The organism is Collinsella sp. LCP19S3_F2 (genome assembly GCF_052121015.1).
Taxonomy (GTDB): domain Bacteria; phylum Actinomycetota; class Coriobacteriia; order Coriobacteriales; family Coriobacteriaceae; genus Collinsella.
On the sequence record NZ_JBQKFA010000007.1, the window covers coordinates 50,433 to 76,484 of the forward strand.

Sequence of the window (26,052 nt, forward strand, 5' to 3'; positions counted from 1 at the left end):
TGCGGCGAGCGCATAAAAAGAGAACGCGGGGCGCCCGAATCATTTCGAACGCCCCGCTTCCAAAATCAAACTGAATGGCTTAGCAGTCGATGACGTGCAAGTCGTGCGGGGTCTTGGTGAAGGGCTCATAGCCGTTCTCGGTGACAACACCGTAATCCTCCAAGCGCACGCCGCCCACGCCGGGCAGGTAGACGCCGGGCTCCATGGTGACAACCGAGCCGACCTCGATGATGTTCTTGCTGCGGTTGAAGTTGGGCAGCTCGTGGATGTCGATACCGACACCATGGCCCAGGCCATGGTTGTAGTAATCACCATAACCGGCATCGCCGATGATCTTCTTGGAAAGCTTGAAGATATCGTTACCCTCGACGCCCGGATGGATAGCGGCGACGCACTCCTCGTGGGTGCGGCGCACGAGCTCGTACAGGTCGAGCTGTTCCTGCGTGGGCTCGCCCATCACGACAGTACGCGTCATATCGGAGCGATAGTCGCAGTAGCCCGCGCCATAATCCATGAGGACGAAATCGCCCTTCTCGATGACACGGTCGCTCGGGACGGCATGCGGGTTGGCGGTGTTGGGCCCGCTCGCGACGATGGAGCCAAAGGCCAAGCTGTCGGCACCGTTGGCGAACATAAAGTTCTCGAGCTCGTTGCGGACCTGCTTCTCGGTCATACCGGGCTTAATAAAGCCGAGCATGTGCTGGAAGGCGGCATCGGTGATCGACTGCGCGTGTCGCATAAGCTCGATCTCCTCGGCATCCTTGATGGCGCGCATCTTACGAATGTCGTCATGCATCAGCGGCAGCATGCAGGCGACGGAGCGATCCTCAAGACCACGCTGAATACCCTGATAAAAGTTAATCTGCATGTCATCCTCGACGGCGCAGACACGACACTTGTTGGCCGCGATCTTGTCGGCAACCCAACCGGGGATGGTGCCCTCGTCCATGTCGTAGACCCAGGGGCTGCCGGCGGGCGTGTTCTCCTCAAAGCTGTTGAGATAGCGCGAGTCGGTATGGAACAGGCACTGATCGGCCGTAATAAATGCGGCGTGCGGAAACTCGAAGGTGTAATCGAAGACGCCCTTCACACCCGTGAGCCAACGGAGGTTGGCCTCATCGCGCACGACGATAGCATCGTAGCCGCGCTCGACCATCAGGGCACGGACACGCTCGATACGACCGGCGGGACCGGCAGCAAACTCAGACATTCAGATTCCTTTCTTATTGTCCTCAAAAAGAGCAGGACGGGCTTCAAACGAATAGCCGAACCACAAGCGATTCACAACCGATTGAAAACCCGTCCCTCAAAATGATACGAAACACGATGGATGTCAATAAAGTTAAAAAAGTTCCTTGCGAGAAGCCAGATACGCCTGCGCATGACGTTCGAGAATCTCGTCCTCGACATTTGTCAGGCGAATGGCGCCGAGCGCCGCGGGCAGCGGCAGCATGCTGCGGTTTGAGCGAGCAAACTGCTGCTTGCGGAACTCCTCGATAAACGCGGTGGGCTCCAAGTCGAACGCAAGCTCTTCGATGCCAAAGTCCTCCAGGCAATCGTCGAGATCAAACACATTGTCGATATCGAAGTCGCAGGCATCATGTGCTAGGCGCGCCTCAAAGCGCATACCCTCGGAAAGGAGCTGGTATGCGGGAACGTTAGCCGCGGGCTCGCCCAGGCAGGCGCGAAGGGTGCGCTCCCCTGTCTTACCAAAATCGAGTGCATGGCGAGCACTGGGATTCGTGGCCATGAGCACGTCTTTGCGCGCGGTCTGGGACCACTGCACAGCATTGACGAGCGCGACCTCCTCGCCGGAAAGAATCTCGGGAACAGTCTCGGTAAACTGATTCCAGCGGGACTTGCTGCTCGAAAGCATGGTGCCAACAATCACCACATAGCCGAGCTTGAGATCCTCGGGGTCTGCCTCGCGAACGAGGTCGAGGTCACACACGACCAAGCCCGATTCGGGACGGAACGCGATAGCGGGAAGCGCATTCGACGACGAGGCGACGAGCGGCTTCATGGTCGTCGCGACCGTGAGCATGGCGTCGAACGTTGTCGGCAGCAAGGCGCACTCGGTGCGACCGCACCACTGATTAGCACACCAGCTAACAACCGAGCAGGTTGCGGCATCACCAACGGCGACAACCAGATCGTCGCAGGTAATGCCGTTGGCAGATAGGGCGCCAAAGATGGCATCGGCATCGGCCAGCGTGGCACCAGCAGGCGAAACCTCGAGTGGGAGCTGCGACACGACAAAACCGGCATCAACCAGCGCATGCTCGACGACCTCGCCAAAACGCCCTGACGTGGCGTCGTTCCAAACCACCAACGCGCGCTTAGGCTTGCCCACAGCCGAGGCAAACATGCGCGACAGCTCCTCGAACGCGCCTAATCCGACGCGGACATCGACACTGCGGTTTTGGAAATTGATCAGTTGACGGCGAATCATAGCAGCCCACGCTCCAAAAGCATCTCGGCACAAAGGTAGGAAACGTCCTCGAAGGACTTGTTGCGAATATCAAGAGTAATATCGGCGGCCTGGCGATATAGCGGACGGCGATGCTCAAACAGGCGCGCGGCATGCTCGGGCGAACGGAAATCGGGACGCGTGTCGGACCGACGAATCTGGCGAATCGAATCCTCAAAGTCACCTTCGAGGTACACACAGATACCCATCTGGTGCATAAGCTCAATATTAACCGGAGTCTCGACGATACCTCCGCCGCAGGAAACCAGCAGGCTGCGCTCGCTTTGGAGCGAACGGAGCGCCGAGGTCTCGAGCTCGCGAAAACGCTCCTCGCCCTCGGTATCAAAAATCTCGGTCACCGATTTACCGCAACGACGCACGACAAGGCGGTCGGTATCGATAAAGCGACGTTTGAACATAGTGCCCACGTTGCGCGCAAGCGTCGATTTGCCCGCGCCCAAAAAGCCGATAAAGAAGATATGGTCGCAGCCGTGTTTGGTGTGCTGGGACATAGCGAGACCTATTCCTCGCAGGGAAGGTCGCGCAGGGCCCGGCGCTCAAAGATACGGAAGATCTGCGTATACCACAGGTCCTGAGTGGCCTGCGGCTTTACCAGGATGGTATCGACGCCGGCGAAATTGCCGCTCCACACGTCCGTGTAGAGCTGATCACCGATCAGCACCGCCTCGTCGGCCGTGGCGCCGAGGCGCTTAAGACCCGCCTTGAGGGCAAACGGAGCCGGCTTCATGGCGTGGCTAATGGCCTCGAGTCCCAGCTCGCGTGCCAAGCTCATGACCTGGTCGCGATGCCAGTTGTTAGACACCATGCACAGCTTAAAGCCTTTGGCGCGGGCGGCGTCGAGCCAAGCGGAAACCGCGGCGGGAACCTGCTCGGTGTCGCGCGGCACCAGGGTGTTATCGCGATCGAGCAGAATGGCGCGTTTGCCGTCGGCCCACAGGGTATCAAGGTCGATGCGGTCGACGGATGCAACATATCGTTTGGGGCTGAAAATCCTCATGTTTAATTCCAAGACTGTTGGTGCTCTTCGTAGGTTTGCGAGAAGTACTCCTCGTCCTGCGTAATGTAGAAATACAGGTCATCGGAGTCGGTCGGCTCAAGCGTGGCCTTGAGTGCCTCGAGCGACGGGGAGCAGATGGGCGTGGGTGGCAGACCCTCGTGCTTATAGGTGTTGTACGGGCTATCGCTCTGCAGGTCGTCGGCGGAAACCTCGCCACCGGTGACATACATCATGGTCGCATCGCTGTTGAGATAACGCAGACCGTCGAGCTTGCCGGCAAGGCGGTTGTAGAAGACCGAGGCGACATGTGCGCGCTGCTCGGCGTTGAGACCCTCGCGCTCAACGATGGAAGCGAGATTGATGATGTCGTAATCGGACATCTCCACGCCGTAACGCTCTTTGATCTTGGCCTCGCAACCGGCAAAATCGAGAGACTTGTACTCGGTGTTGAACTGATCGAGCATGGCACGGATAACGTCATCGGCGCTCGGGTCCTTGCCCAGCGAATAGGTCTTGGGGAACAGAAAACCCTCGAGCGAATCGTTGGCGGCGCCCTTAAGGAAGCTATAGTCGTCCACGTAGTTGGAGGCCTTGGCCTGGTTGAGGAAGTCTTCCTTAGAGATGCTGTCGTAGGCCTGGGCCACACGGTCGGCGACTTGATCGACCGTTAGACCCTCGGGAATAGTAAGCGCATTGGAGCCCGCATTGGGGCCTTCCATGAGCTGCTGAACAACCTTGGTCGCATCCATGAGCGTGGTAAACGAATACTTACCCGGCTTGAGCGACATATCGGCATTGAGCTTTTTGACCGCCGCATAGTAATCCTTGGGATTTTCGACGATATGGTTCTCGGAGAGGATCGAGGCGATGGTGTCGCCCGAAGCACCGTCGGGAATGGTCACCGTAACCTGCTGACCAGCCATAACCTTCGTATCCTCACCGGCAAAGAAGCCCTTGACGGCCGGCACGACAAAGAAAGCGATCGCAGCAAGCGCGAGCACCGCCACCACAACGCCGATGATCATGGGGACCGGAGAACTCTTCTTTTGAGCGCCGCGTCGAGCACGCGTGTCGTAGCTCGAGCGGGTCGCCGGAGCAACGCCATGCAAACCGCGAGCATGATGCGAATGCGATTGGGTAGCCTGCGTTCGCCGGACAGGTGCCTGCTGCTTAAAGCGAGTACCGCCTGCAGGCTGGGCAGTACGAGCAGTGGGCTGCTGAGCCGCGCGAGAAGCCGGATGCTGAATCGAACGAGCAGAAGGCTGCTGACCCGTCCGTTGAGCAGGTTGGGCCGAACGAGCGAAGGACTGCACCGGGCGCGCGCCAGGCTGAGCTGCGCGCTGCGTCGGCTGTGCCGGACGCTGGCCAGGCTGGGCAGGGCGCGACTCGGGCTGACGTGTACGATTCGGCTGGCGCGGATCGGAAGCGCTAGGCATGCGAAACCTCCTCGTTTTTGCGATCGAGCCATGTCTGCAAAAACAGGCTGGCGGCAATCATGTCAATCTTGCCCCTCATCTGCTTTTCGTTGAGGCCCTGCTCGCGCAAGATACGCTTTGCCTCTTGCGAGGACAGACGCTCGTCCTCAAACTCGAGCGGAAGATCGAGCTCGTCGGCAATCTTTTGCGCCACGGCGGCAACGCGCTCGGCCTGGGGGCCAGGCTCACCGGCCATGGTCAAGGGACGTCCGCTTACCAGGATGTCGGGCTCATAGTCCTCGACCAGGTAACGGAACGTCTTGGCCATACCAGTGACCTCGGCAGCCGGAAGTACCTTGACAGGCATCGCCATCTTGCCATCACGGCTCGAGACGGCAATGCCGATCCTGGTCTCCCCTATGTCCAGCGCGAGCGCGACCACAGCGACTACTTAGGCGCCGAGCGCGGTCTTGGCGGCCGCGAGGGCATCGGCGATACCGGCGGCGTTCTTGCCACCGGCCTGGGCCATGTTGGAACGACCGCCACCGCGACCGTCGACCAGGCCCGCAATCTGCTTGATCACATTGCCGGCATGGAAACCGGCCTTCACGGCGTCATCGGAGCCGGCGGCAAGCAGGGCCGGGGTGCCCTTCTCGGTCACGCTGGCAACGACGCAGGCAACGGGGCCGGAAACCTTCTGGTGCACAGTATCCCAGACGTTGCGCAGGTCAGCAGCCTCAAGGCCCTGGAGCTCGGCGACAACAAGCTTGTAGCCATCAAGCTCGACGGCTCCCTCGATAGCATTGGAGATAGCGTCGGAGGAGCCTCCGGTCAGAGCCTTCTTGAGCTTGCCGGCGGTCTCGCGCAGCTCGGCCTGCAGGTTCTCCACGCGGGCGGGAACCTCGTCGACGCGGCACTTGAGCGCAGCGGCAGCGGCGTCAACGAGTGCCAGGCGGTCGGCCATGTAATCGAGAGCGCCCTTGGAGGTCACGGCCTCGATACGGCGGACGTTGGAGCCCGTGGAGGACTCGGAGATGATCTTGAACAGGCCGATCTCGGCAGTGTTGGCGGCATGCGTGCCACCGCAGAGCTCGCGAGAGAACGGCTGGTCCTCGGCGCCCACAGAGACGACGCGGACAACGTCGCCGTACTTCTCGCCAAAGAGGGCGACAGCACCGGCGGCCTTGGCCTCGTCGATGCCCATGACGCGGGTCACGACCGGCTTGGAAGCGAAGATCTGCTGGTTGACCAGGTCCTCGACAGCCTTGAGCTGCTCGGAGGACAGGGCCTCAAAGTGCGTGAAGTCAAAGCGCAGGTGCTCGGGCGTCACCAGCGAGCCGGCCTGGGAGACATGCTCGCCCAGGACCTGCTTAAGGGCGGCGTCGAGCAGGTGCGTGGCGGTGTGGTTGCGGCGCAGGAAGCCACGGCGCTCGGCGTCGAGCGAGGCGGTCACGGTGGCACCGACGGTCAGCGTGCCCTCGGCAACGTGGGCGACGTGAGCATACAGGCCGTTGTGGTTCTTGGTATCGGAAACCGTCAGCGCAACGCCCTCGGCGGATAGCTTACCGGCGTCGCCCTGCTGGCCACCCATCTCGGCATAGAACGGGGTGCGGTCGAGCACGACCTCGACGTCCTCGCCGGCGGCAGCGGACTCGACGGACTCGCCGTTGCGCACGATGGCGACAACCTTGGCACCCTCGATCACATCGTTGTCATAGCCGTCGAACTCAGTCGCGGCAACTTTGTCGGAAAGCTCGACCCACACGTCGTTGAAGCTGCCCCAGGCGTCGCCCTTGGCGTTGGCGCGGGCGCGGGCCTTCTGGTCCTCCATGCAGGCGGTAAAGCCGTCCATGTCGACGTCGTGGCCAGCGGTCCCGGCGATCTCGACGGTCAGGTCGATGGGGAAACCAAAGGTGTCATGCAGCTTAAAGGCAACATCGCCCGGAAGGACAGTGCCGTCGGCGAGCGCGGCCAGGGCCTCGTCCAGGTAAACGCGGCCGTTGTCGAGCGTCGTGGAGAAGCGCTCCTCCTCGGAGGCGACGATACCCTTGACGAGCGCGACGTTCTTGAGCAGCTCGGGATAAGCCTCACCCATCTGAGCGTTGACCTCGTCGATGAACTTGGTCAGGAAGGCGCCCTCGATGCCCAGCAGGCGACCGTGGAACACGGCGCGGCGGAGCAGGCGGCGAAGGACGTACTCGCGGCCCTCGTTACCGGGCAGGATGCCGTCCGAGATCATGAAGTCGACGGCACGGGAGTGATCGGCGATGATACGCAGCGAGCGGCTGGCACCGGAGTAATCGTCGGCGTCATAGGTCTTGCCGCTGATCTCCTCGCCAAGCTTGATGAGGTGCTGCATCAGATCGCCGTCGTAGTTGGCGGTCTTGTGCTGCATGATAGCGGCCATGCGCTCCAGGCCCATGCCCGTATCGAGGTTGCGGTGCGGCAGCTCCGGCATGGAGCCGTCCTCCTGACGGTCGTACTGGGTAAAGACGAGGTTCCAGAACTCCAGGAAGCGGTCGCAGTCGCAGCCGGGCTTGCAGTCGGGGCTGCCGCAGCCGACCTCCTCGCCCATGTCAAAGTAGATCTCGGAGCACGGACCGCAGGGGCCGGTGGGGCCAGCGGCCCAGAAGTTGTCGTCCTCGCCCAGACGCGAGATGTGATCCTCGGCAACGCCCAGAGAGCGCCACACGTCGTGGGTCTCGTCGTCCTCGGTAAAGACGGTGAAGTACAGGCGGTCGAGCGGCAGCTTGAACTCCTTGGTGATGAGCTCAAAGGCCCAAGCGCAGGCCTGCTGTTTGGAGACGCCGCCAAAGGAGAAGTCGCCGAGCATCTCAAAGAAGGACAGGTGACGGCCATCCTCGCCGATGCAGTCGATGTCGTTGGTGCGGACGCACTTCTGGCAGGAGATAGCGCCGATCTCCTTCATGGTCTTCTTGCCCTGGTAATACTCCTTAAACTGGTTCATGCCGGCGTTGGCAAGCAGCAGCGAAGGATCGTCGGGGACGAGGGACGAAGAAGGATAGAGCTTAAGACCGCGCTCCTCAAAGAAGTTGAGGAACTTAGAGCGAATCTCAGCCGTAGTCATTGACGGGTAGTCAGCACTCATAGAGGGAATCTCCTCGGTTTCACATCGAAACAGTTCAAACGTAACGATATTACCATCCCACCGCGCCTGTGCAAAAAAGAGGGTCGCCAAACAGCGACCCTCCAGCGAATTTGCACGTTATTGCCTATGAACTTGAACTTGAAATGACTTACTGCTCATCATCGTCCATGGAACCGTCGATGCCGGTATTGGTGTCGTCATCCGAGTTGGAGTCATCGTCCTTGGCGAAGGGATTCTTGAAAAAGCCCGTAGCATCGGGCTGAAGGCCCGAGAGCTTGATCCATGGGTTATCGAGCTCGGGTTTGGGCATTGCCTGCGCCTCGGGCGCAGTCTCGTTACCGATGAGCTCGGACTCATAGATGAACGTATCGTCTCCAAGCGCATCGTAGGCGGCAACCGGGTTACCCTCGGCATCGCGATACGGCGTGCCCTTAAACACGGCGCCGTCGTATGCCACGAGCTGACGGCCGGTCTCGTTCTCAAAGTAGTAGACGAAAATGCCCTTGAGGGCCGCGCACAGCGGGATGGCGATGACCATGCCGATGGGACCCATGAGTGCCGAACCAATAACCAGGGCCGTCAGGCTCATGATGGGATGCACCTGCACCGAGCTCTGCATGACCTTAGGCGAAATGACGTTGTCGGTGACATTTTGTGCCACCATGGTCACGATCAAGGTCCATAACGCCAGCATCGGGCTGAACATAAAGCCGAGCACCGTGGCGATCGCCGCGCTCACCCAGGGGCCAACAACCGGGACCAAGTGCATGATGCCCGTAAAGATGGCCATGAGTGCCGCGTAGGGATGGCCAATGAGCGTAAAGCCGATAAAGGCCAGGATGCCACCGCAGATGGACGTCACGACCATGCCGCGCATATAGCCGCCGACCGAGCGTGAAAGGATAGCAACCATAAAGCGGTACGAGGTCTCCTTTTCCTGACCAATGATGGTGCAGACCTCGTGGTGCATACGGGGATAGTCGCAGGCCAGCCAATAGGCAAGCACCAGACCGAGGAAGATGACGAACAGCTGCGAGGCCGTATTGGTAATGAACGGGAATACACCGCGACCAAGCTCAGCGGCAATCTGAGATACATACTTGGACGCCACGGTAACCAGCGAAGAAAGATTATCGTCCAGATACTCTTTGAGCGGCGTGTTGTTGAGCGTCTTGGCATGCGAGACCATCTCGTTGAGATCACCGCCCGCAACACGAAGCTGCTCAGGCAGGCGGCTCAAGACTTCCATGATCTGGCCAAAGAGAATCGGCGACAAGATGCAAACGACACCGACGAGCACAGCAACGACCACGATCAGCGCGATAAGCGAACCAATGCCACGGTTGACGCCGTGATGCTCGAGCCAGTTAGTGATCGGCGACATCACAAAAGCGATGATGGAACCGACAGCTAGAAACTCGATAACCGGCGCCAAGATACCCATAAGGTTAAAGATGACGGCGGCGATGACAATGCAGCCGACGACGGCCCAAATGCGAAGCGTCAGAATACGGGTATCGCGCAGCGCGCGATCGGTTTGTTGGGGGTGTTCACTCATGAACGAACCATCACTCCGTCGGGGTCGATCTTATCCTGAACCTTCTTAAGGGTACGGCGCAGCAGGCGCGAGACCTGCACCTGCGAGATGCCCAGCTTCTTGGCGATCTCGATCTGGGTCATGCCCTTTACGAAGCGCAGCTCGATAACCTCGCGCTCGCGCGGCGAGAAATCGCGGATGGCCTCCTCAATCACCAGGCGGTCATCGGTAAAGTCGAGCTCGTTGTCGTCGTCGGCGTAACGGTCGAGAATTGAAGGCGCGTCGTCAGAATCGGACGCACCGGGGGCCTCGATGGGCACCGAAGTATAGGCCGAGGACGATTCCATGGCCTCCAGCACCTCGTCAACGGTCACGTCTAGGTACTCAGCGATTTCCTCAACCTTAGGCGAGCGCTGCAGCTCGTTAGTGAGCTTGTCAGTGGCCTGGTTAACCTTGGCAGAGAGCTCCTGTAGGCGACGCGGAACGCGCACACTCCAACCCTTGTCGCGGAAGTGACGCTTGATCTCACCCAGGATGGTGGGCGTAGCAAACGTGGTGAACTCAAGTCCGCGCTCGGGATCAAAGCGGTCGATAGCCTTGAGCAAACCCAGATAGCCGACCTGCATGAGGTCGTCGAGCGGCTCGCCGCGATTCTTAAATTTGTTGGCAAGAAACCTTACCAGGTTCATATGGGACATGACGAGCTGCTCGCGGGCGTCCGGATCACCGGTCTCTTTGTAGCGACGAAACAGCTCGCGGGTTTTCTCCTTGTCCCAAGCGGTCTTACCGCTCCGGGAACGTTCGGTCATATTAGATATCCGCCTTGAGATCGAGGGAAAGCGTCAGAGGCGCCGCAGTCTTTTCGTAGGAATCGCACACGCTTGCCAGAATGAGCTCGGCATATACGGCGGCCTGGTCATCCTCATCGACAGTCGCCTGGTCGCCAAAGGTGAAGGTCATGCCCACGTGAGACTCGTCGACATCGAATTTGATCGAGATAACGTCAGAATCAACGGCCGTGCAGCCAAAGATGAAGGCCTCCTCGGCAGCCATACGAATGTCCTCGATGCGATCGACGGACATGGAACAGAGCGCGCCGACATTAGCCGCCGTCATGCGCACCAAGCGTGCCAGACGCGGATCCCCGGCAACAGTCAGCGTGATAGAGCAAGTCGCTTCACTACTCATCGCAGGACTCCTCGGAGGTCTCGGCGGGCGTGTAGGTGTAATACCGGGCTGCTTTAGCAGCAGGCTTCTGTGCATCATCGTCACCAGCAGCGGCATCGTCCCCGGCTTCGCCAATCAGGACACGCTCGGTCGGCTGCTCGGCTTCGGCGGCAGCGGAAAGATTGCGCTCGGCCTCGACCGCGGGAGCCTTCACCTTGTTAAAGAGTTTCTGAACGGCACCGGCCGCAGAGTCGGTCACACTCGACACGGCATTGCTGGCCTCGGCCATGCTGCCCGTAACCTCGGAAATGTCGCGAACCACGGCTTCGACCTCTACGAGATTGGAGGTAAGAGCGTCGACGGCGGTCTTGCTCGACTTGAGGAGCGGCTCAACCTGCGCCAGCGCGGGGGTGAGCTCATCGACGGCGCCATCGAGCTTTGCTACCACGGGCTGAGCCTCGGCGATGGTGTTGTTAAGGTCGCTCACCGTCTTGTCGAGCGAATCAACGACAGTGCGGGTCTTTCGCAGCGTGAGCGCGAGCTCGATGACAGCCCACACGCCGGCAACGGCGAGCAGCAGCAGGGCGATTTGGATGGGACTCATACAAGCCTCCCGAAGGAATCGAAATACAGACGCTGTTCATGGTACCCCAAAGGGGACTGAACATGCCAAGAGCAGCAACGTGAGACAAAATTACCAGCAGTTACTTCGGTGCATTCCCGCTACGGTCGCGCTCGCTTTGCTCTACACGCCACTCTTCCCAGCCGCGGCCGGCAGGCCGCCAAAACGCGCCGCGCTCCAGCCCCTCGGGCAAATAGCGTTGATCGACCCAGCCTTCGGGATAATCATGCGGATACTTATACACACCGTATTCGTCGCTGCCCGGGCGATGACGATCGCGTAGATAGCTCGGCACCTCGCGCAGCCCACTTGAATGAATATCGGCCAACGCCGCATCAATCGAGGCCTCACACGCGTTGGATTTTGGCGCCAAGCACACATAGAGTGCAGCCTGAGCCAGGTTAATGCGGCACTCGGGATAACCAATGACCTCGGCAGACTTAAACGCGGCATGCGCCACCAATAGCGCCTGCGGGTCGGCGTTGCCAACATCCTCAGAAGCCTGAATCATAATACGGCGAGCGATAAACTTAGGATCCTCCCCCGCATCGATCATGCGCGCGAGCCAATAGATCGTGGCATCGGGGTCGCTGCCGCGCATAGACTTAATAAACGCGCTGATGATGTCGTAGTGCATGTCGCCGTTTTTGTCATACGAAAAACCACGGCGCGGATTGGCAATCTTTACGTCATCCACGGTAATGGGATAACGCTGCCCCGCCGCCGGCGCCGGCGTTCCCTCGGTATCGGGACGCGTGACGGCAATCTCGCTCGCAAGCTCGAGCGTCGTGAGTGCCGAGCGGGCGTCACCCGCAGCCAGCGTGCAGATGGTCTTAACCGTATCCTCATCGGCCGAGAACTTGCCGTTCAAACCCTGCGGCGCCTCGAGCGCACGCTCGATAAGCGTGGCGATATCCTCGTCCTTTAAATGTTCAAGTTCCACCACGCGACCGCGCGAGAGCAACGCCGAGTTGACCTCGAAGTACGGATTCTCCGTCGTGGCGCCAATCATAATGACGGTACGGTTCTCAACCGCATGCAGCAGGGCATCCTGCTGCGACTTGGAGAAGCGGTGAATCTCGTCGATGAAAAGAATGGTGCGACGGTCGTACGTATTCAGGCGCGTCTTGGCCTCGTCAATCACGCGGCGCAGGTCCTTCACAGTGCCCGTCACGGCGCTGACCTCGACAAACTCGCTCTTGGTATGGTTGGCGATAATGTGGGCCAGCGTCGTCTTGCCCGTACCGGCTGGCCCATACAGAATCACACTCGACAGCACGTCATGCTCAATCGCGGCACGCAACCACGAGCCCTTACCGACGGCCTTTTGCTGGCCCACGTACTCGTCGAGCGAATTGGGCCGCATGCGCACCGCAAGCGGCGCATTCTGAAAGGAACGCTCACGCGTCGAAGCAGAAAAAAGGTCGTCCATAGCCATCCCGTGCATCAATCAAAAACGTTTTCCATGAACAGTATACCGAATATATACGAACTACCGTTCGTTAATATAGGTACGGTGCGGAAACATCAATCCCGGGAACAGCTTGCTCGTGAGCTCGCAGAAATAACCGTCCGTCATGCTCGCAATGTAATCCACGACCGTCTGGTCCTTATCGTCCTGCCATGCATAGGTGCGATCGTAGTAGGAAAGCTGCTGCTCAATGCGAGAAATGTGGTGCTTAAAGATATACGAGGACTCGTCGCCTTCGTTTATGTCCCGCAGGCAACGGTCATAGAGCTTTTCGAAGGCCTCGCGCAGCTCCGCTTCGGAGTCGCCTTCTATGCCGCCCTTGCTATAGATCTTCTCGTAGTTCTCGCGCTTGGCCCGGCGGATCTCCTCAAACAGGTCCTCGCTCATCTCGATGCGCGGCTTGCCATAGCTGTGCTCGACGATATCGATAGAGGCATGCGTAAGGATCCAGCTGTTGTATGCACCGCCCAGGTCATCGTCAAAGGCGTCGGGTGACAGCAGGCCCGCCGCAATGGCGTCTTGGCGATCGCGCCCAACGTAGGCAAGGATATCCGAGATGCGAACCACGCAGCCCTCGAGCGTCATGGGGCGCAGGTGCTCAATTGCGCTATAACCCGTGGCAATGCATTCCTCGACGGTTCGGTCGAACTGGTCAAAGGAACCCATGTCCGAAAGCTCAAAAACACGCTGTTCGTACTCGCCGTTGTGGCACAGTACGCCATCGAGCGTCTGGAGCGACACGTTGCGGCCGTACAGCGCGTCGAGCACGCGAACGGATTGTACGTTATGGAAAAAATAGCGACCCGTGCGCTCGTGATAGATATCGTTGAGGAAACGCTCGCCGGCATGGCCAAAGGGCGTGTGGCCCAAGTCGTGGCCTAAGCCAATCGCCTCGATCAGATCGCAGTTGAGCCCCAGAGCACGCCCGATATCGCGAGCGATGCGCGAGACAAGCTGCACGTGCAGGCCGCGGCGCGACAGATCGTCGTTGCTGCGAAAACTGAAGACCTGCGTTTTGCCTGCATAACGTGTGTATGCTGGCAGATGCAGAATCTTTTCGATATCGCGCATAAAGGCCGGACGCATAAGCGTGCCCTCGTCTGCGGCCCGATCGACACGGCGGATGGCCTGGTCGTCACCGCATCGATAGGGATTAACGACACCCGCGGCGCGGTCGGCGGCAATGCGCTCGACCAGCTCGGGCGACAACGCCGCGGGAATGCGATCCAGGCGCGCCTTGATGGCGGCTGTCTGTTGATTGATTGCCATGGCATGCTCCTTAAAAAGGGCGCGCAAACGGTTACAGCGTACTACCCACGAACTCGATTATGGCAAATATTGGCACCAAAAACGGCAGCAAAGGCAGCGAGCGCGATTTTACGATGAGACAGGCGGCGGCAAGGGTCAGAAGCGCAACCGCAAACGCGACGACGCCGCCCAGGGGATCGAAGGTGCAAAGGGCAAAGAGCGCCTTGGCATCCCCCATGCCGATGCCGGGGGCATGGCGAAGGCGACGCCAGAGTGACTCAGTAAGCACAAGGGCAAGGTAGACGATGACCGCAAGACCGGCGTGGTCAAGCGCCATGTTAACGCCCTTGTCGAGCCAGACGCCTGCAAACGCCGCCACCGCACACGCGCCGGCAAGCTCATTGGGAAACCGCCGTTCGCGGGCGTCAATCGCCGCGCCGGCAAAGATGCAAATCCAAAACGGGATATAGAACATCGAAACCCCTCAACTGAGCGCTCAAACGTAAAACCACCGCAAAGGTTCTATTGAACTGCCTCCCATTTCTTGGACATCGGGAAATGGGAGGTTTTCCATGAGTATAGACCTCAGGGTGAAGCACGACCTGGAGTCCAGGAGGCGGGCCGTCGAGCTCTTCGACGCCGGCGTCGGCTGCAAGCCGGCGGCCGAGGCCCTGTCCGTCCCCCGCGAGACCGTGAGAGAATGGCAGTGGGTATACCGGGCGTTCGGAAGCGAGGCGCTGCTGTCCATGGGCGGGAAACAATCCAGGTACACATTCGAGCAGAGGGTCGCCGCGGCGTCGGCCGTGGTCGACGGCGGGATGGCGAAGACCGACGCCATGGCCGAGTTCGGGATCAGGTCGAAGTCCCCGCTGGAGCGCTGGTGCAGGCTCTACCGCGAGGGCGGCGCCGAGGCGCTGCGGCCCGGACCGAAGGGCAGGCCGAGGGGGTCGAGGTCGAAACCCCGGGCCCGCACCCGCGAGCAGGAGCTCGAGGAGCGCTGCCGCAGGCTCGAGGCCGAGGTCGCCTACCTAAAAAAATTGCGCGCCCTGGTCGAGCGGGACGGGCTCTGACCAGGGCGGCGGCCGAGGCGGTGAGGGCGCTGAGGGCGGAGGGGCACTCCCTGCGCCACCTGCTGGAGTGCTCGGGGCTCAGGAGGTCGACCTACTACTACGCGCTGGCGCACCCGCGGAGGCCGACCAGGCCCGAGCTGCGCGACGCCGCGGCCGAGATATTCTCGCGCACCGCCAACGGCTGCGGGCACCGGCAGATAGCCATGTGCCTGCGCGCCGAGCTGGGCGCGGTCGTGGCCGACAAGACCGTGCTCAAGATGATGCGCGAGATGGGCATCCGGTGCGCGATACGCCGCCGGGGCTCCCGCCGCCGGTACAGCTCCTACAGGGGGCTCGTGGGGAGCACGTTCGAGAACGTCATCGCGAGGGATTTCGGCGCCGAGGGGCCGTGGCAGAAGCTCGGCACCGACGTCACCGAGTTCAAGGTCGCCGGCGCCAAGGCCTACTGGGCCCCGGTGCTCGACTTCTGCACGAAGGAGATCGTGGCGAGCGACATATCGACCTCTCCGGACCTCGCCCAGCAGCACAGGATGCTCGACCGGCTCCTCGAGGCCCTGCCCGACGGGGCGGCACCGACCATGCACTCGGACATGGGCTGGCAGTACCAGCACGAGTCCTACACCTCCAGGCTGGAGGGGGCGGGCATCACCCAGAGCATGTCGCGCAAGGGGAACTGCATCGACAACGCCGCCACCGAGCAGCTCTTCGGCCACGTGAAGGACGAGTTCTACCGCGGCAGGGAGTGGGGCAGCTTCGAGGACTTCAAGCGCGACCTGGAGGAGTACATAGCCCATTGGAACACGCGGCGCAGGCAGGTAAGATTGAAGGGCCTGACGCCGGAGGAGTTCCGGAACCGGGCCCTTGCGGCGTAGTCGCTATTTATTCAGTCCAAGTTTCGGGGCGCAGTTCATATCCCCTTTGTGGTGGTTTTGATGATGGTTATTTGGCGCCCTGCATGACCTCGTCGAGGGTAACGCTTACGGCGTGCTGCGTCGGCACCCAGTCGACCTTCAAGAACAGCGCTGCCACCGTAATGGGGATATAGCTGAACATAAAGATCGGGAAGGTAAACAGGTTGGTTACCAGACGCCACTTTTGCGCGCAGTGAATATGCTTGTATTCAAAGATAGTCGTGAGCAGCGCCAGGATAAAGAAAGTCTGATACATCATAGCGAAGGTCATAATGAGCGAAGCGGCACACGCCTGCATCTCGACTTCGGTAGCCAAGAAACCGTGCGAAAGGCCGCCCACGATGAGGAACGTCGCATTAGCGAGCATCGAGATCAGAGAGAGCAGCATGCCCGGTGCGATCGTCATAAACATGTCGTAGGCGGCAAAGCGATGATAGCGGAAGGTCGATTTGACCAGGTGCTTACCGTACGTAAAGAACACCTGGTAGAAGCCCTTGGTCCAACGCATACGCTGTTTCCAGGATGCCTTAAACGTCACGGGCTGTTCGTCAAAGAACTCCGCCGGCGCATAGCCAATGCGAATGCCGTGAATGGCACAGAACGTGGTGAACTGAATATCCTCGGTCAGCGTGTGGAACTGCCAGCCGTGCATACCCTCGATAACGCTGGCGGAGATGAGGTAGCCCGAACCCGAAACGGCGCAAGACGTCTTACAGATGTTGCGCGCGTTGTTGAGAAAGCGTGCCTCGCGTAGGTACCACGTGGCATTAGCTGCCGAGATCCACGAGCTGCCAAAGTTCTTGGAATTGCGATAGCTCGTAACAACATGGAAGCCCTGGTCAAAAGCATCGTTCATCTTGGACACGTAATCGCGGGCGATAACGTTATCGGCATCGAAGATAAAGTAGCCTTCAAACGTATCGGGGTACTCGTTAAGGATGCGGTCGAAGCCATAGTCCATGACCCAGCTCTTGCCTTTACGGGCCAAGTCATTGCGCTCATAGACGACGGCGCCCGCCTCGCGCGCGAGCTGCGCCGTGTTGTCGGTGCAGGCATCGGCGACCACGAAGACCTCGATAAGCTCGGACGGATAATCTTGGTCCTTAATGGAGCGCACGAGGTTGGCGATCACGGCCTCCTCGTTATGCGCCGCGATAAAGAAGGCATAACGATGGAGCTTCTTGGCCTTGGGAGGCGCGACCTCACCACGAAGAGCGCCGATGACAAAGAAGACCACCTGGTACAGAAAACAGACCGTAAGCAGCGTGACGACAATCTGGTTGAAGATCACGATAGGTGTGTTGGTTTGTAAAAAGGCGAGCATGCAGGCTCCCAGGAACGCGTGACGTAAACAACCGTATATCTTACCGCAGGCTTACGGAGTTCAAGAAACCACCTAATACTGGCTAGGCCTCGAGCAGACCGAGCTGAGGGACGATTTCGTTGCCAGCGGCAGTGCGGCCGAGCGAACGCGGGGCCAGATCATCCAGAACCGCCGCAAGATCCCATGGCAGCTCGTCACGGCACTCGATGTGCTCCCCCGTCACGGGATGATCGAACGCCACACGCCAGGAATGCAGGAACTGCCTGGTCAAACCCTGATCGGCACGAGCATCGCACTTGCCATAGAGTGGATCGCCCACGCAGGCGTGGTTGATATGGCGCATGTGAACGCGAATCTGATGCGTGCGGCCGGTAAACAGGTGACACTCGACAAGCGTGTAGCCGTCGTCGAAGCGCGTGGAATCAAAGCGCTCAAGGACCTTAAAGGTCGTGATGGCCTGGCGCGCAAAGGGGTCATCGGAAACCGCCATCTTCACGCGGTCGCGCGTGGAGCGAGCGATACCAGTATTGATAGTGCCCTCGTCCATGGCGATGTGCCCATGAACGAGCGTAATGTAGCGACGGTCGAGCGTGCGCGTGCGGATGAGATTTTGAAGCGCACGCTGGGTGTCGTCGTCTTTAGCCGCGAGCATAAGGCCCGAGGTATCGCGATCCAGACGATGCACGATGCCGGGGCGGTCCTCGCCCTGCACGGTACCCAGATGGTCGATGCCGCAATGATAGACCAGGGCATTCGCAAGGGTGCCGCTCTCATGACCATGCGCAGGATGGCACACCAGGCCGCGCTGCTTGGAGAGCACCATAAGATAGTCGTCCTCGTAGCGAATGTCGAGCGGGATGGCCTCGGGGATCACGTCGGTCGGGTCATGCGGCTCGGGCAGGTCGACCGAGATGCGGTCACCGGAGCGTACGGCATACTTTTTAGATAGGCAGGTCTCGCCGTTGACGGCAACGGCGCCTCCCTCGATCAGATGCGCGCAGGCAGAGCGCGTGGGACAGCCATCGTTGGCGCCCAGATAGGCGTCGAGACGTTGACCGGCGCAATCGTCGGCAACGAGAATATGGATGTCGGCCATTAGCGCTCATTCCTTTCGCGAATCTTGCGGGCACGCTCCCCACGCTGCTTAGCTTTACGTTTGGCGCGGGCCTCGTCACGGGCGTTGAGCTCGGCGGTCGCATCGACCTCGCGAGCGGCAGGACTCAAGAACATGTATCCGATGAGCGCCAGCACGACACCGGCGGTAATGCCGATATCGGCCACGTTAAAGACGGGGAAATCAATGAAGGTAGTGGCAATAAAATCAGTCACAAAGCCCATGGCCAGGCGATCGATCGCGTTGCCGATGGCGCCGCCCGCAACCATGGCCATACCCACGACCTCTAGGCGAGCGAGCTGAGGAGCACGGAGCAAGTACACGGCAATGGCGACAATGGCCGCAAGCGCCAGCACGGCAAACGCTATGCCATGGCCCTCGCCCATGCTAAAGGCAGCTCCGATATTGCGGACAAACACAAAATCGATCACGCCGGGGATAACAGTCATATGCAGGGCATCGCCCACGGCACGAACCGCAATCTTGGTCAGCTGGTCAACAAGCAACACAAAGAGCGCCACCCCACCAGCAACACCTAACCGCCAACGCAAAGGCGGCGTCATATCCGCACCACGACCCAAAGAAATCCCCTACCCTCAAAACAATCGAATTCCATTTAACGCAAACAACCATCTTATATTGCCATACACAGAACGCACGACATATCCACCAATGCGACAAAGGGGCTGTCCCCTTGTCCCTTCACCGGGTAGTCTTTTTGGGACGGGGCTTTTTAGCTACCCAGTCCAGCGCTTTCGAAGATTAAGTCCTTATTTGAGGTAGGGCAGCTAAAAAAGCCCCGTCCCAAAAAGACTACCCAACGTCTACCTATTGTCCGGCAATGAAAACGTCGCGTATTTGGTAACGACAGACACTATGACCCAATCCGAGGGCACTAAAAAGATAGGAGCCCCCGCTCGTGACCGCGGGTCGGGGCTGCGACAATGATGTTGAAGTGCCATAGGCGCAGCCGCGCCGCAACGAGGTTGGGAGGCTCCCATGCCAAAGTATTCTACCGCGTTCGGGATGGACGTCCACCTGAGGTCGACCACCGTCTGCGCCCTCGACGCGGACACCGGCGAGGCCGTGACGAGGAGGTTCCCCGGCAACCCCTGGGGCGAGATCGCCGGGTGGATGGATGTGTTCCCCGGGCCGTCGCTCGCGGCCTACGAGAGCGGCTACCTCGGCTTCGCCCCGCAAAGGGAGCTCGCCGGGCTCGGCGTCGAGTGCGTCGTCGCCGCGGTCTCGAAGATCCCCAGGTCGGCCGCCGACTCGGCCTCCAAGAACGACAGGAACGACGCCGCCAGGATGGCCAAGGCGATACTCGCCCACGACATCTCCCCCGTATGGGCCCCCTCCCCCGAGGTCGAAGGCATCAGGGACCTCGCCGGCGCCTACGACGGGGCGACCGCGCGCCTGGCGACCGCCAAGCAGCGGCTGCTCGCCTTCCTCGCAAAGCGCGGGTACGCCTACGGCGGCACCACGCCCGCCGGCAACCCGAGGAAGTACTGGACCTACGACTTCCTGAGGTGGCTCGACAAGGTCAGGCCGGAGGACGATGGCGGGGTTCGGACGCTCGCCGCCCTGAGGAACGAGGTCGAGGCCGCGGCGGAGGCCCGGGCGGACCTGCTCTCCGAGTACAGGGCCGCCGTGGATGCCAGCCCGATCGCCGCGGAGGCGGCCGCCCTCCAGTCGATCAAGGGCTGCGCCTTCGCGCTGGCCGCGGCCTTCTCGGCCGAGGTCGGCGACTTCACGAGGTTCCGTTCCGGAAGGCAGGTCACGGCCTATTTCGGCCTCGCGCCGAGTCAGAGGTCGAGTGGCGACTCCGTGCGGCTCGGAGGCATCAGCGGCGCGGGCAACGCGCTCGTGAGGAAGCTGGCCGTTGAGGGTTCATGGTGCTACGCCGCGGCACGGCACCAGCCGAAGCTCATGCCGAGGGACACGGGCGTGCCCCTCGAGATAAGGATGCACGGGAGGAAGGGGTCCGAGCGGCTCCTGCGGCGGCGCGAGGAGATGCTCGCCCGCGGCATGCCCGCGGCGAAGGCCAACGCGGCCACCGCGGCCGAGCTCGTGAGGTGGCTCTGGGCCCTCGGCATGATGTGCCGGGAGGGCGCGGAATAGACATAGCCCCCGTCCCGGCGAGCCGGGCGGCCTTCGGGGATACCCCCTATTTCGCTGTGCGCGCGGAGCCCTCCGCATGCGCCTCGACAGACTTGGGGAACCCCGCCGAAGGAATGGAGTGCGGGCCGACAGAACGGTATCCGCGGATATGAGACTGAGCCGAAGGCGTCGATGACATGCCGGGGGCGGACCGGGACGGGTTCAACGGCAGGCCCCGCCGACCGATTGGAAGCGGTCGGCGGGGCCATTGTGGCTCTTGACAGCGGATTGGGTCATATGAGCGAAAGCCCGCCAGAGCGAGCAGGGTGCCTTGAAACGAGGCGGCATAGACCTTCTGGTCATGCCGCCGAAGCTGAAAGGCAGATTGCCGCTCTGGCGGGTTTGCAGCGTCAACCTGTTACGCGGTTTGGTAAAACCGCGTAACTACAAGGCATTCGCGCAGCGCTTGCAGATATGCGCGTGACCGTTGTACTCGCCGACGGTGGTGCGATAGTTCCAGCAACGGTCGCAGCACTCACCCTCGGCGGCCTCAATAGCGACGGAAAGCTCCTCGCCCTGGGTTAGCTCAACATCGGAGACGATGTAGAACTCGGCCAGATCGACGGCCTTGTCGCCGGTCAGCAGCGCATACATCTCGGCGGGAACGACCGCCTTGACGCGGACCTGCTGGCTCTTGGTGAAGGTACCGGCGGAGCGGGCATCCTCAAGGGCCTTGGTCACAGCGCTACGGAGCTCGAGCGAGGCCTCGAGCACGCCCTCGAACTCATTGGCCTCGTCGACCGTGATGGGCGACTTATACCAATCGAGCAGCGCGGCGTACTTCTGGTGATCGACGCAGCCGGCGGGCGCATAGGCCATGGCCTCGTCGACCGTGTAGGACAGGATCGGCTGCAGGTCGCGCATGAGCATCGAGAAGAGCTCAGCGAGCACGGTCTGGGCGCTGCGGCGCTCGAGCGAACCGGGTTTGTCGCAGTACAGACGGTCCTTCAGGGCGTCGAGGTACACGTTGGAAAGCTCGGTAACCACAAAGTCGTAGAGCGCACGGTAGGCGCGCGGGAACTCGTAGCTGGCGTAGGCGTCGTCGACCTCGGCCTGGACCTGGGTCAGACGGGCAACCATGAGCTTGTCGAGCGGCAGCAGGTCGGCAAAGGCGACGCCGTCGGTCTCGGGCTCAAACTGACCCTCGAGCTCGGAGAGCAGGAAGCGCAGCGTGTTGCGGAAACGACGGTAGGCATCGGACGTACGAGCAAGGATCTCGTGGTCGATGGAGACGTCGGAGCTAGTATCGACCGAGGCGACCCACAGGCGGATGATATCGGCGCCCATCTCGTCGCAGACCTTGTTGGGGTCGATGACGTTGCCGAGCGACTTGGACATCTTGCGGCCCTGGCCATCGAGCGTGAAGCCCTGCGAGACGACTGCCTTATACGGAGCGTGGCCGTTGGCACCCACCGAGGTGAGCAACGAGCTCTGGAACCAGCCGCGGTGCTGATCGGAGCCCTCGAGGTACACATCCGCCGGGTACTCAAGCTCGGGACGATACTCGCAGACGGCCTTCCAGGACACGCCGGAGTCCCACCACACGTCGAGGATGTCCTTATCGGCCTTGAGGTGATGGCCGCCGCACTTGGGGCAGACGCAGGCCTCGCCCAGGTAGCTCTCGGGAGCGTCGGTGAACCAGGCGTCGGAGCCCTTCTCGTGGAAGAGCTTGATGACGGCGTCGAGCGTGGCATCGTTCATGACCTTCTCGCCGCAGTCGGCGCAGGTGTAGCTGGGGATAGGCACGCCCCAGTTGCGCTGACGGCTGATGCACCAGTCGGGACGCTGCTCGACCATGGCACCGATGCGGTTGGCCGCGTGGGCCGGATACCACTTGACGTTCTCGCGGATCTCTTTGCCAGCCTGCTCGCGCAAACCGGTCTTGTCCATCGAGACAAACCACTGGTCGGTAGCACGGAAGAGCACCGGGTGCTTGCAGCGCCAGCAGTGCGGATAGCTGTGCGTGATCTTCTTCTCGAGGACCAGGGTGCCGCGCTCGCGCAGGAACTCGATGATGTGCGGATTGGCCTCGTCGGTATCCATACCGCTGAAGGGGCCACCGGTACCAAACTCCTCGCCGGTGTAGAACTTACCGTCGTCATCGACCGGCATGCAGATATCGGTGATGCCCTCCTTGAGGCAGGCGAAGTAGTCGTCGACGCCGTGGCCGGGCGAGTTGTGGACGATACCGGTACCGTCATCGACGCCGACGTAATCGGCCAGCAGTGCCACGCCCTCGACACCGTCAAAGATCGGCTGCTTGTAGTGGATGTGGTGGAAGGTCTCAGCGGGAACCACATAGGGCTTACCGTCGACCATGACCGGGGTGTACTCCCAGCCAAACTCCTCACAGCACTTGGGAGCCAGGTCCTCGAGCATAACCTCGGCACGGCCATCGTGCTCAACGGCAACATAGGCGGCGCCGGGCTTAAGGGAAACGGCCTGGTCGGAGGGGATGGTCCACGGCGTGGTCGTCCAGATGATGAAGTCAACCGGGCCGTCGAAGCTCTCGAGACCGGCAGGCTTAGTGGTCATCTCAAAGCGCACGAAGATGGACGGGCTCGTCTCGTCGGAGTACTCGATCTCGGCCTCGGCCAGCGCGGTGTGGCAGTGCTTGCACCAGTGGACGGGCTTATGACCGCGATAGATCATGCCCTTGTCGAACATGGCCTTGAAGACCTCGATGTCGGCGGCGTCATGCTGGTGATAGAGCGTCAGATACGGGTTGTCCCAGTCGCCAAGCACGCCCAGGCGACGGAAGCCGGCCTTCTGCAGCTCGATGTTCTCGACAGCGAACTTATTGCAAAGCTCGCGGATCTTAGCCGTAGAGGTCTGGTTGAACTTCTCGGTGCCGAGCTTCTCCTCGACCTTGTGCTCAATCGGCTGACCGTGGCAGTCCCAACCGGGGACATAGGGAACCTCGTAGCCCTGCATCATCCAGTAACGGTTGATCATGTCCTTAGAGATCTTGTTCATGGCGTGGCCGATGTGGATCGGGCCGTTGGCATACGGAGGGCCGTCGTGCAGCACGAACTTCTTGTGACCCTTGTTCTTCTTTAGAACTTGCTCGTAGACCTTGTTGTCCTGCCAGTCCTTGAGTCGCTTGGGCTCGGACTTGGAAAGACCGGCACGCATGGGAAAACCGGTCTTGGGCAGATTCATCGTCTGCTTGTACTCGTTTGCCACGGTACCCCTTTCTTGTCATGGGCGCGCACGCCCTCTGGGCACCAAAAAAGCGCCCGTCCCTGCAAGCTGGGACGAAGCGCCACAAAACAGGCAGTCTGCCCGTAAAAGCTCTTCGCTTAACCACCCAGCTTAGATGCCCTCGCCCGCGTCGCCGCGCGCTCGCATCCGTTACTCGGCTGGCCTGTATCGACGACCATCTCGGCGATATCTACTAAGACGTGCCTGCGCGGCACGTCCGTTGGGACCGCAGCTCCGGGGTGATTTTCATCGGTCGCATGCACGGGTTCTCAGCGCTCCCCGCTCTCTGTAGCATGCGGACGGCCGACTACTCGTCCCCATCAACGCTTATGCGAAGTATGCTAGCACGTTCCGCGTCGACGAAAAACCCTCAACACTGGTTTTATACGTTCGAAATTTCTCGCGGCTGTGGACCTTCTCTAGGAGCAAAATACCTGAAAGCACTTTATCGAACGAAAGAAGGTTGCTATGCGCACGATCGGAATGAGCGACTATACCGTCGGCGAGGACTGCTTCGACGAGCTGCCCGGCGCGCTGGCCGAATACGGAGCGACCAAGGTCGCAATCATCGGTGGCAAGCGAGCACTGGCTGCAGCGCTTCCCGGTATCGAAGCCGCGCTGGCAGGCACCGGCGTCGAGGTTCTGGAAACGCGCGTCTACGGCACCAACAGCACACGCGCCAATATCGCCAAGGTCGTAAACTCCCCCGCCTGCCAGCAGGCAGACGTGCTTATCGCCTGCGGCGGCGGCAAGGCACTCGACACCGTGAAGACGGCTGCCATCGAGCTCAAGAAGATCGTCTTTACCGTGCCGACGATTTGCTCTAACTGTTCCGCCGCGACCGCCATTGCCGTTGTCTACAACGACGACGGCTCGCTCGAGGGCTATTCGTACCCCAACCGCCCCGCGCACATCTTCATCAACCCCAAGATCATCGCCGAGGCACCGGCAGAGTACTTCTGGGCCGGCGTAGGCGATGCCCTGTCTAAGCAGCCCGAGGTCGAGTACGCCACGAGCGCCGGAAATTTGGAGCACACCGCCGGTCTTGGCCTGGCACTCGCCCACACCTGCTCCGAGCCGCTGTTTACCTATGGCGTCCAGGGTCTTGAGGACGTGCGCCAGGACCTGTCGAGCGAGGCCGTCAAGCAGATCGCGCTCGATATCGTGGTCAACACGGGATATGTCTCGAACCTGACCAACCAGAACGATTACTACTACAACTCGAGCGTCGCGCACGCGTTCTACAACGCCACTTGCAGCATTCCGCGTGAGGGCACCTACCTGCACGGCGAGGTCGTAAGCCTGGGCGTGCTCGTGTTGTTCGCCTACACGGGCGACACCGAGAACCTTGAGCGCTATGCTGCCTTTAACAAGCAGATGGGCCTGCCCGTGACGCTTGAGCAGGTCGGGCTTTCCGAGGCCGATATCCCTGCCCTGTGCGAGTACGCGCACGCCACCAACGAGTGGAAGCAGGGTAACCCCGAACCCTTCACCGACGAGAAGTTCGCCGCCGCCATCAAGGCAGCCAACGCCTACGGCCACACGCTCCTCGCCTAACCTACCAAAAAGGGACAGGTTTATTTTGGCAGGTTTTATCTGGGCGAACGCCATTGAACTTCTGTTGAAATTGTTTAGCTTGCCAGTAAAGGGAGCGACCATCTACTCGATGGCCGCCCCCTTTCATTTGCTATTCCAACATGCTCGGGTCAAATTCACTTGCGGGAATCACGCGATACCCGTGACGCAGCAGCAGGTCGACGAAGACACCGTTGCCCGCGGTGAGCGTGCCGCTAAAGGTGCCATCGTAGATGCGACCTGCACCGCACGAGGGGCTACGGTCCTGTAAGATGCAAGCGGCGATCTCTTCCGGCCCGCCCGCCTGCTCGCACATGTCGAGTGCACGCTCAGCACCCAGGCGAAACTCACGATCGACCGAGGCGCCCTCGCAGGTACGGACTTCGCCGTTCACAATCTCGGACGGCTTGCGCGGCGTGGGCAGGCCGCCAAAAACCTCGGGGCATACCAACAGGACCTCGGTTCCCGTGCGCTCGCAAGCCTCGACCAGCTCGCAATGGTAATTATCGAGCCCGTTATACTTGCAACTCTCGCCCATCAAGCAGGCACTTACCACGATCTTCATATACAACCCTTCCCAAGCAAAACGCCCCATTTGAGGTGGACACTCAAATGGGGCGAAAGCACTGCGCAACTA

General features: G+C 60.6%; 23 protein-coding genes. 4 read left to right on the forward strand and 19 right to left on the reverse strand.

Translation table 11 applies throughout. The features are described 5' to 3' along the window. Positions 1-79: 79 nt before the first annotated feature. The 14 genes from ACTQX9_RS06925 to ACTQX9_RS06990 form a co-directional block, all read right to left on the reverse strand. Positions 80-1,210 (reverse strand): M24 family metallopeptidase, encoded by a 1,131-nt coding sequence (locus tag ACTQX9_RS06925; RefSeq protein ID WP_427717316.1) that lies wholly within the window; start codon positions 1,208-1,210, stop codon positions 80-82. A 132-nt stretch (positions 1,211-1,342) separates the two neighbouring features. Further along, on the reverse strand, positions 1,343-2,452 hold the full coding sequence (locus ACTQX9_RS06930; RefSeq protein ID WP_441540842.1) for a hypothetical protein: 1,110 nt from the start codon (positions 2,450-2,452) through the stop codon (positions 1,343-1,345). Continuing rightward, the gene (locus tag ACTQX9_RS06935) at positions 2,449-2,982 is read right to left on the reverse strand and encodes a shikimate kinase (protein ID WP_441540843.1); all 534 of its coding nucleotides are present in this window, start codon (positions 2,980-2,982) and stop codon (positions 2,449-2,451) included. Before ACTQX9_RS06935 ends, ACTQX9_RS06930 begins: the two co-directional genes overlap by 4 nt. A gap of 8 nt (positions 2,983-2,990) precedes the next feature. After that, on the reverse strand, positions 2,991-3,488 hold the full coding sequence (locus ACTQX9_RS06940; protein WP_441540844.1) for a YqeG family HAD IIIA-type phosphatase: 498 nt from the start codon (positions 3,486-3,488) through the stop codon (positions 2,991-2,993). A 2-nt stretch (positions 3,489-3,490) separates the two neighbouring features. Next, the gene (gene mltG, locus ACTQX9_RS06945) at positions 3,491-4,924 is read right to left on the reverse strand and encodes an endolytic transglycosylase MltG (RefSeq protein WP_441540845.1); all 1,434 of its coding nucleotides are present in this window, start codon (positions 4,922-4,924) and stop codon (positions 3,491-3,493) included. Next, entirely contained in the window at positions 4,917-5,345 is a 429-nt protein-coding gene (gene ruvX, locus ACTQX9_RS06950; protein ID WP_035138185.1) for a Holliday junction resolvase RuvX, read from the reverse strand. Before ruvX ends, mltG begins: the two co-directional genes overlap by 8 nt. A 9-nt stretch (positions 5,346-5,354) precedes the next feature. Continuing rightward, on the reverse strand, positions 5,355-8,012 hold the full coding sequence (gene alaS / locus ACTQX9_RS06955; protein WP_441540846.1) for an alanine--tRNA ligase: 2,658 nt from the start codon (positions 8,010-8,012) through the stop codon (positions 5,355-5,357). 148 nt (positions 8,013-8,160) lie between these two features. Further along, positions 8,161-9,570: an AI-2E family transporter gene (locus ACTQX9_RS06960; protein ID WP_441540847.1), complete on the reverse strand. Its 1,410-nt coding sequence runs from the start codon at positions 9,568-9,570 to the stop codon at positions 8,161-8,163. Next, positions 9,567-10,358 carry an RNA polymerase sigma factor SigF gene (locus ACTQX9_RS06965; RefSeq protein WP_427717298.1) on the reverse strand — a complete coding sequence of 264 codons (792 nt, stop codon included), beginning with the start codon at positions 10,356-10,358 and terminating at the stop codon, positions 9,567-9,569. The genes ACTQX9_RS06960 and ACTQX9_RS06965 overlap by 4 nt, the downstream gene beginning before the upstream one ends. Before the next feature lies 1 nt (position 10,359). Further along, positions 10,360-10,737, reverse strand: a complete 378-nt coding sequence (locus tag ACTQX9_RS06970; protein ID WP_154515503.1) for an ATP-binding protein — start codon at positions 10,735-10,737, stop codon at positions 10,360-10,362. Then, the gene (locus ACTQX9_RS06975; RefSeq protein WP_441083346.1) at positions 10,730-11,320 is read right to left on the reverse strand and encodes a hypothetical protein; all 591 of its coding nucleotides are present in this window, start codon (positions 11,318-11,320) and stop codon (positions 10,730-10,732) included. The genes ACTQX9_RS06970 and ACTQX9_RS06975 overlap by 8 nt, the downstream gene beginning before the upstream one ends. A gap of 100 nt (positions 11,321-11,420) precedes the next feature. Beyond that, entirely contained in the window at positions 11,421-12,770 is a 1,350-nt protein-coding gene (locus ACTQX9_RS06980) for a replication-associated recombination protein A (RefSeq protein ID WP_441540848.1), read from the reverse strand. 60 nt (positions 12,771-12,830) lie between these two features. After that, complete coding sequence (locus ACTQX9_RS06985; RefSeq protein WP_441540849.1) at positions 12,831-14,078, reverse strand: deoxyguanosinetriphosphate triphosphohydrolase family protein; 1,248 nt, start codon at positions 14,076-14,078, stop codon at positions 12,831-12,833. A gap of 31 nt (positions 14,079-14,109) precedes the next feature. Continuing rightward, the gene (locus tag ACTQX9_RS06990) at positions 14,110-14,532 is read right to left on the reverse strand and encodes a prepilin peptidase (RefSeq protein ID WP_441041128.1); all 423 of its coding nucleotides are present in this window, start codon (positions 14,530-14,532) and stop codon (positions 14,110-14,112) included. A 97-nt stretch (positions 14,533-14,629) separates the two neighbouring features. On the opposite strand from ACTQX9_RS06990, the gene ACTQX9_RS06995 reads away from it, so the two are divergent. Both ACTQX9_RS06995 and ACTQX9_RS07000 read left to right on the forward strand, forming a co-directional pair. Further along, positions 14,630-15,127 (forward strand): helix-turn-helix domain-containing protein, encoded by a 498-nt coding sequence (locus tag ACTQX9_RS06995; protein ID WP_099431658.1) that lies wholly within the window; start codon positions 14,630-14,632, stop codon positions 15,125-15,127. Between the two features lie 20 nt (positions 15,128-15,147). Beyond that, positions 15,148-15,999, forward strand: coding sequence for an IS3 family transposase (locus ACTQX9_RS07000; protein WP_370450575.1), 852 nt, complete (start codon positions 15,148-15,150; stop codon positions 15,997-15,999). A gap of 67 nt (positions 16,000-16,066) precedes the next feature. Here the strand turns inward: ACTQX9_RS07000 and ACTQX9_RS07005 are convergent, their stop codons facing one another. The 3 genes from ACTQX9_RS07005 to lspA form a co-directional block, all read right to left on the reverse strand. Then, positions 16,067-17,362 carry a glycosyltransferase family 2 protein gene (locus ACTQX9_RS07005; RefSeq protein WP_154515488.1) on the reverse strand — a complete coding sequence of 432 codons (1,296 nt, stop codon included), beginning with the start codon at positions 17,360-17,362 and terminating at the stop codon, positions 16,067-16,069. Positions 17,363-17,444: 82 nt separating this feature from the next. Further along, a complete protein-coding gene (locus ACTQX9_RS07010; protein WP_441016312.1) occupies positions 17,445-18,458 on the reverse strand; it encodes an RluA family pseudouridine synthase in 1,014 nt (337 codons plus the stop codon). Then, on the reverse strand, positions 18,458-18,985 hold the full coding sequence (gene lspA, locus ACTQX9_RS07015; RefSeq protein ID WP_441540850.1) for a signal peptidase II: 528 nt from the start codon (positions 18,983-18,985) through the stop codon (positions 18,458-18,460). Before lspA ends, ACTQX9_RS07010 begins: the two co-directional genes overlap by 1 nt. A gap of 490 nt (positions 18,986-19,475) precedes the next feature. Here lspA and ACTQX9_RS07020 point away from each other — a divergent pair, with 490 nt between their 5' ends. After that, positions 19,476-20,597 (forward strand): IS110 family transposase, encoded by a 1,122-nt coding sequence (locus ACTQX9_RS07020; protein WP_441540851.1) that lies wholly within the window; start codon positions 19,476-19,478, stop codon positions 20,595-20,597. Between the two features lie 423 nt (positions 20,598-21,020). Here ACTQX9_RS07020 and ileS read toward each other — a convergent pair whose 3' ends face one another. Next, entirely contained in the window at positions 21,021-23,798 is a 2,778-nt protein-coding gene (gene ileS, locus ACTQX9_RS07025) for an isoleucine--tRNA ligase (protein WP_427728193.1), read from the reverse strand. A 510-nt stretch (positions 23,799-24,308) separates the two neighbouring features. Here ileS and ACTQX9_RS07030 point away from each other — a divergent pair. After that, positions 24,309-25,397 carry an iron-containing alcohol dehydrogenase family protein gene (locus ACTQX9_RS07030; protein WP_427793784.1) on the forward strand — a complete coding sequence of 363 codons (1,089 nt, stop codon included), beginning with the start codon at positions 24,309-24,311 and terminating at the stop codon, positions 25,395-25,397. A 130-nt stretch (positions 25,398-25,527) separates the two neighbouring features. On the opposite strand, the gene ACTQX9_RS07035 is transcribed toward ACTQX9_RS07030, so the two are convergent. Then, on the reverse strand, positions 25,528-25,980 hold the full coding sequence (locus ACTQX9_RS07035; protein WP_441540852.1) for a DUF523 domain-containing protein: 453 nt from the start codon (positions 25,978-25,980) through the stop codon (positions 25,528-25,530). Positions 25,981-26,052: the final 72 nt, after the last annotated feature.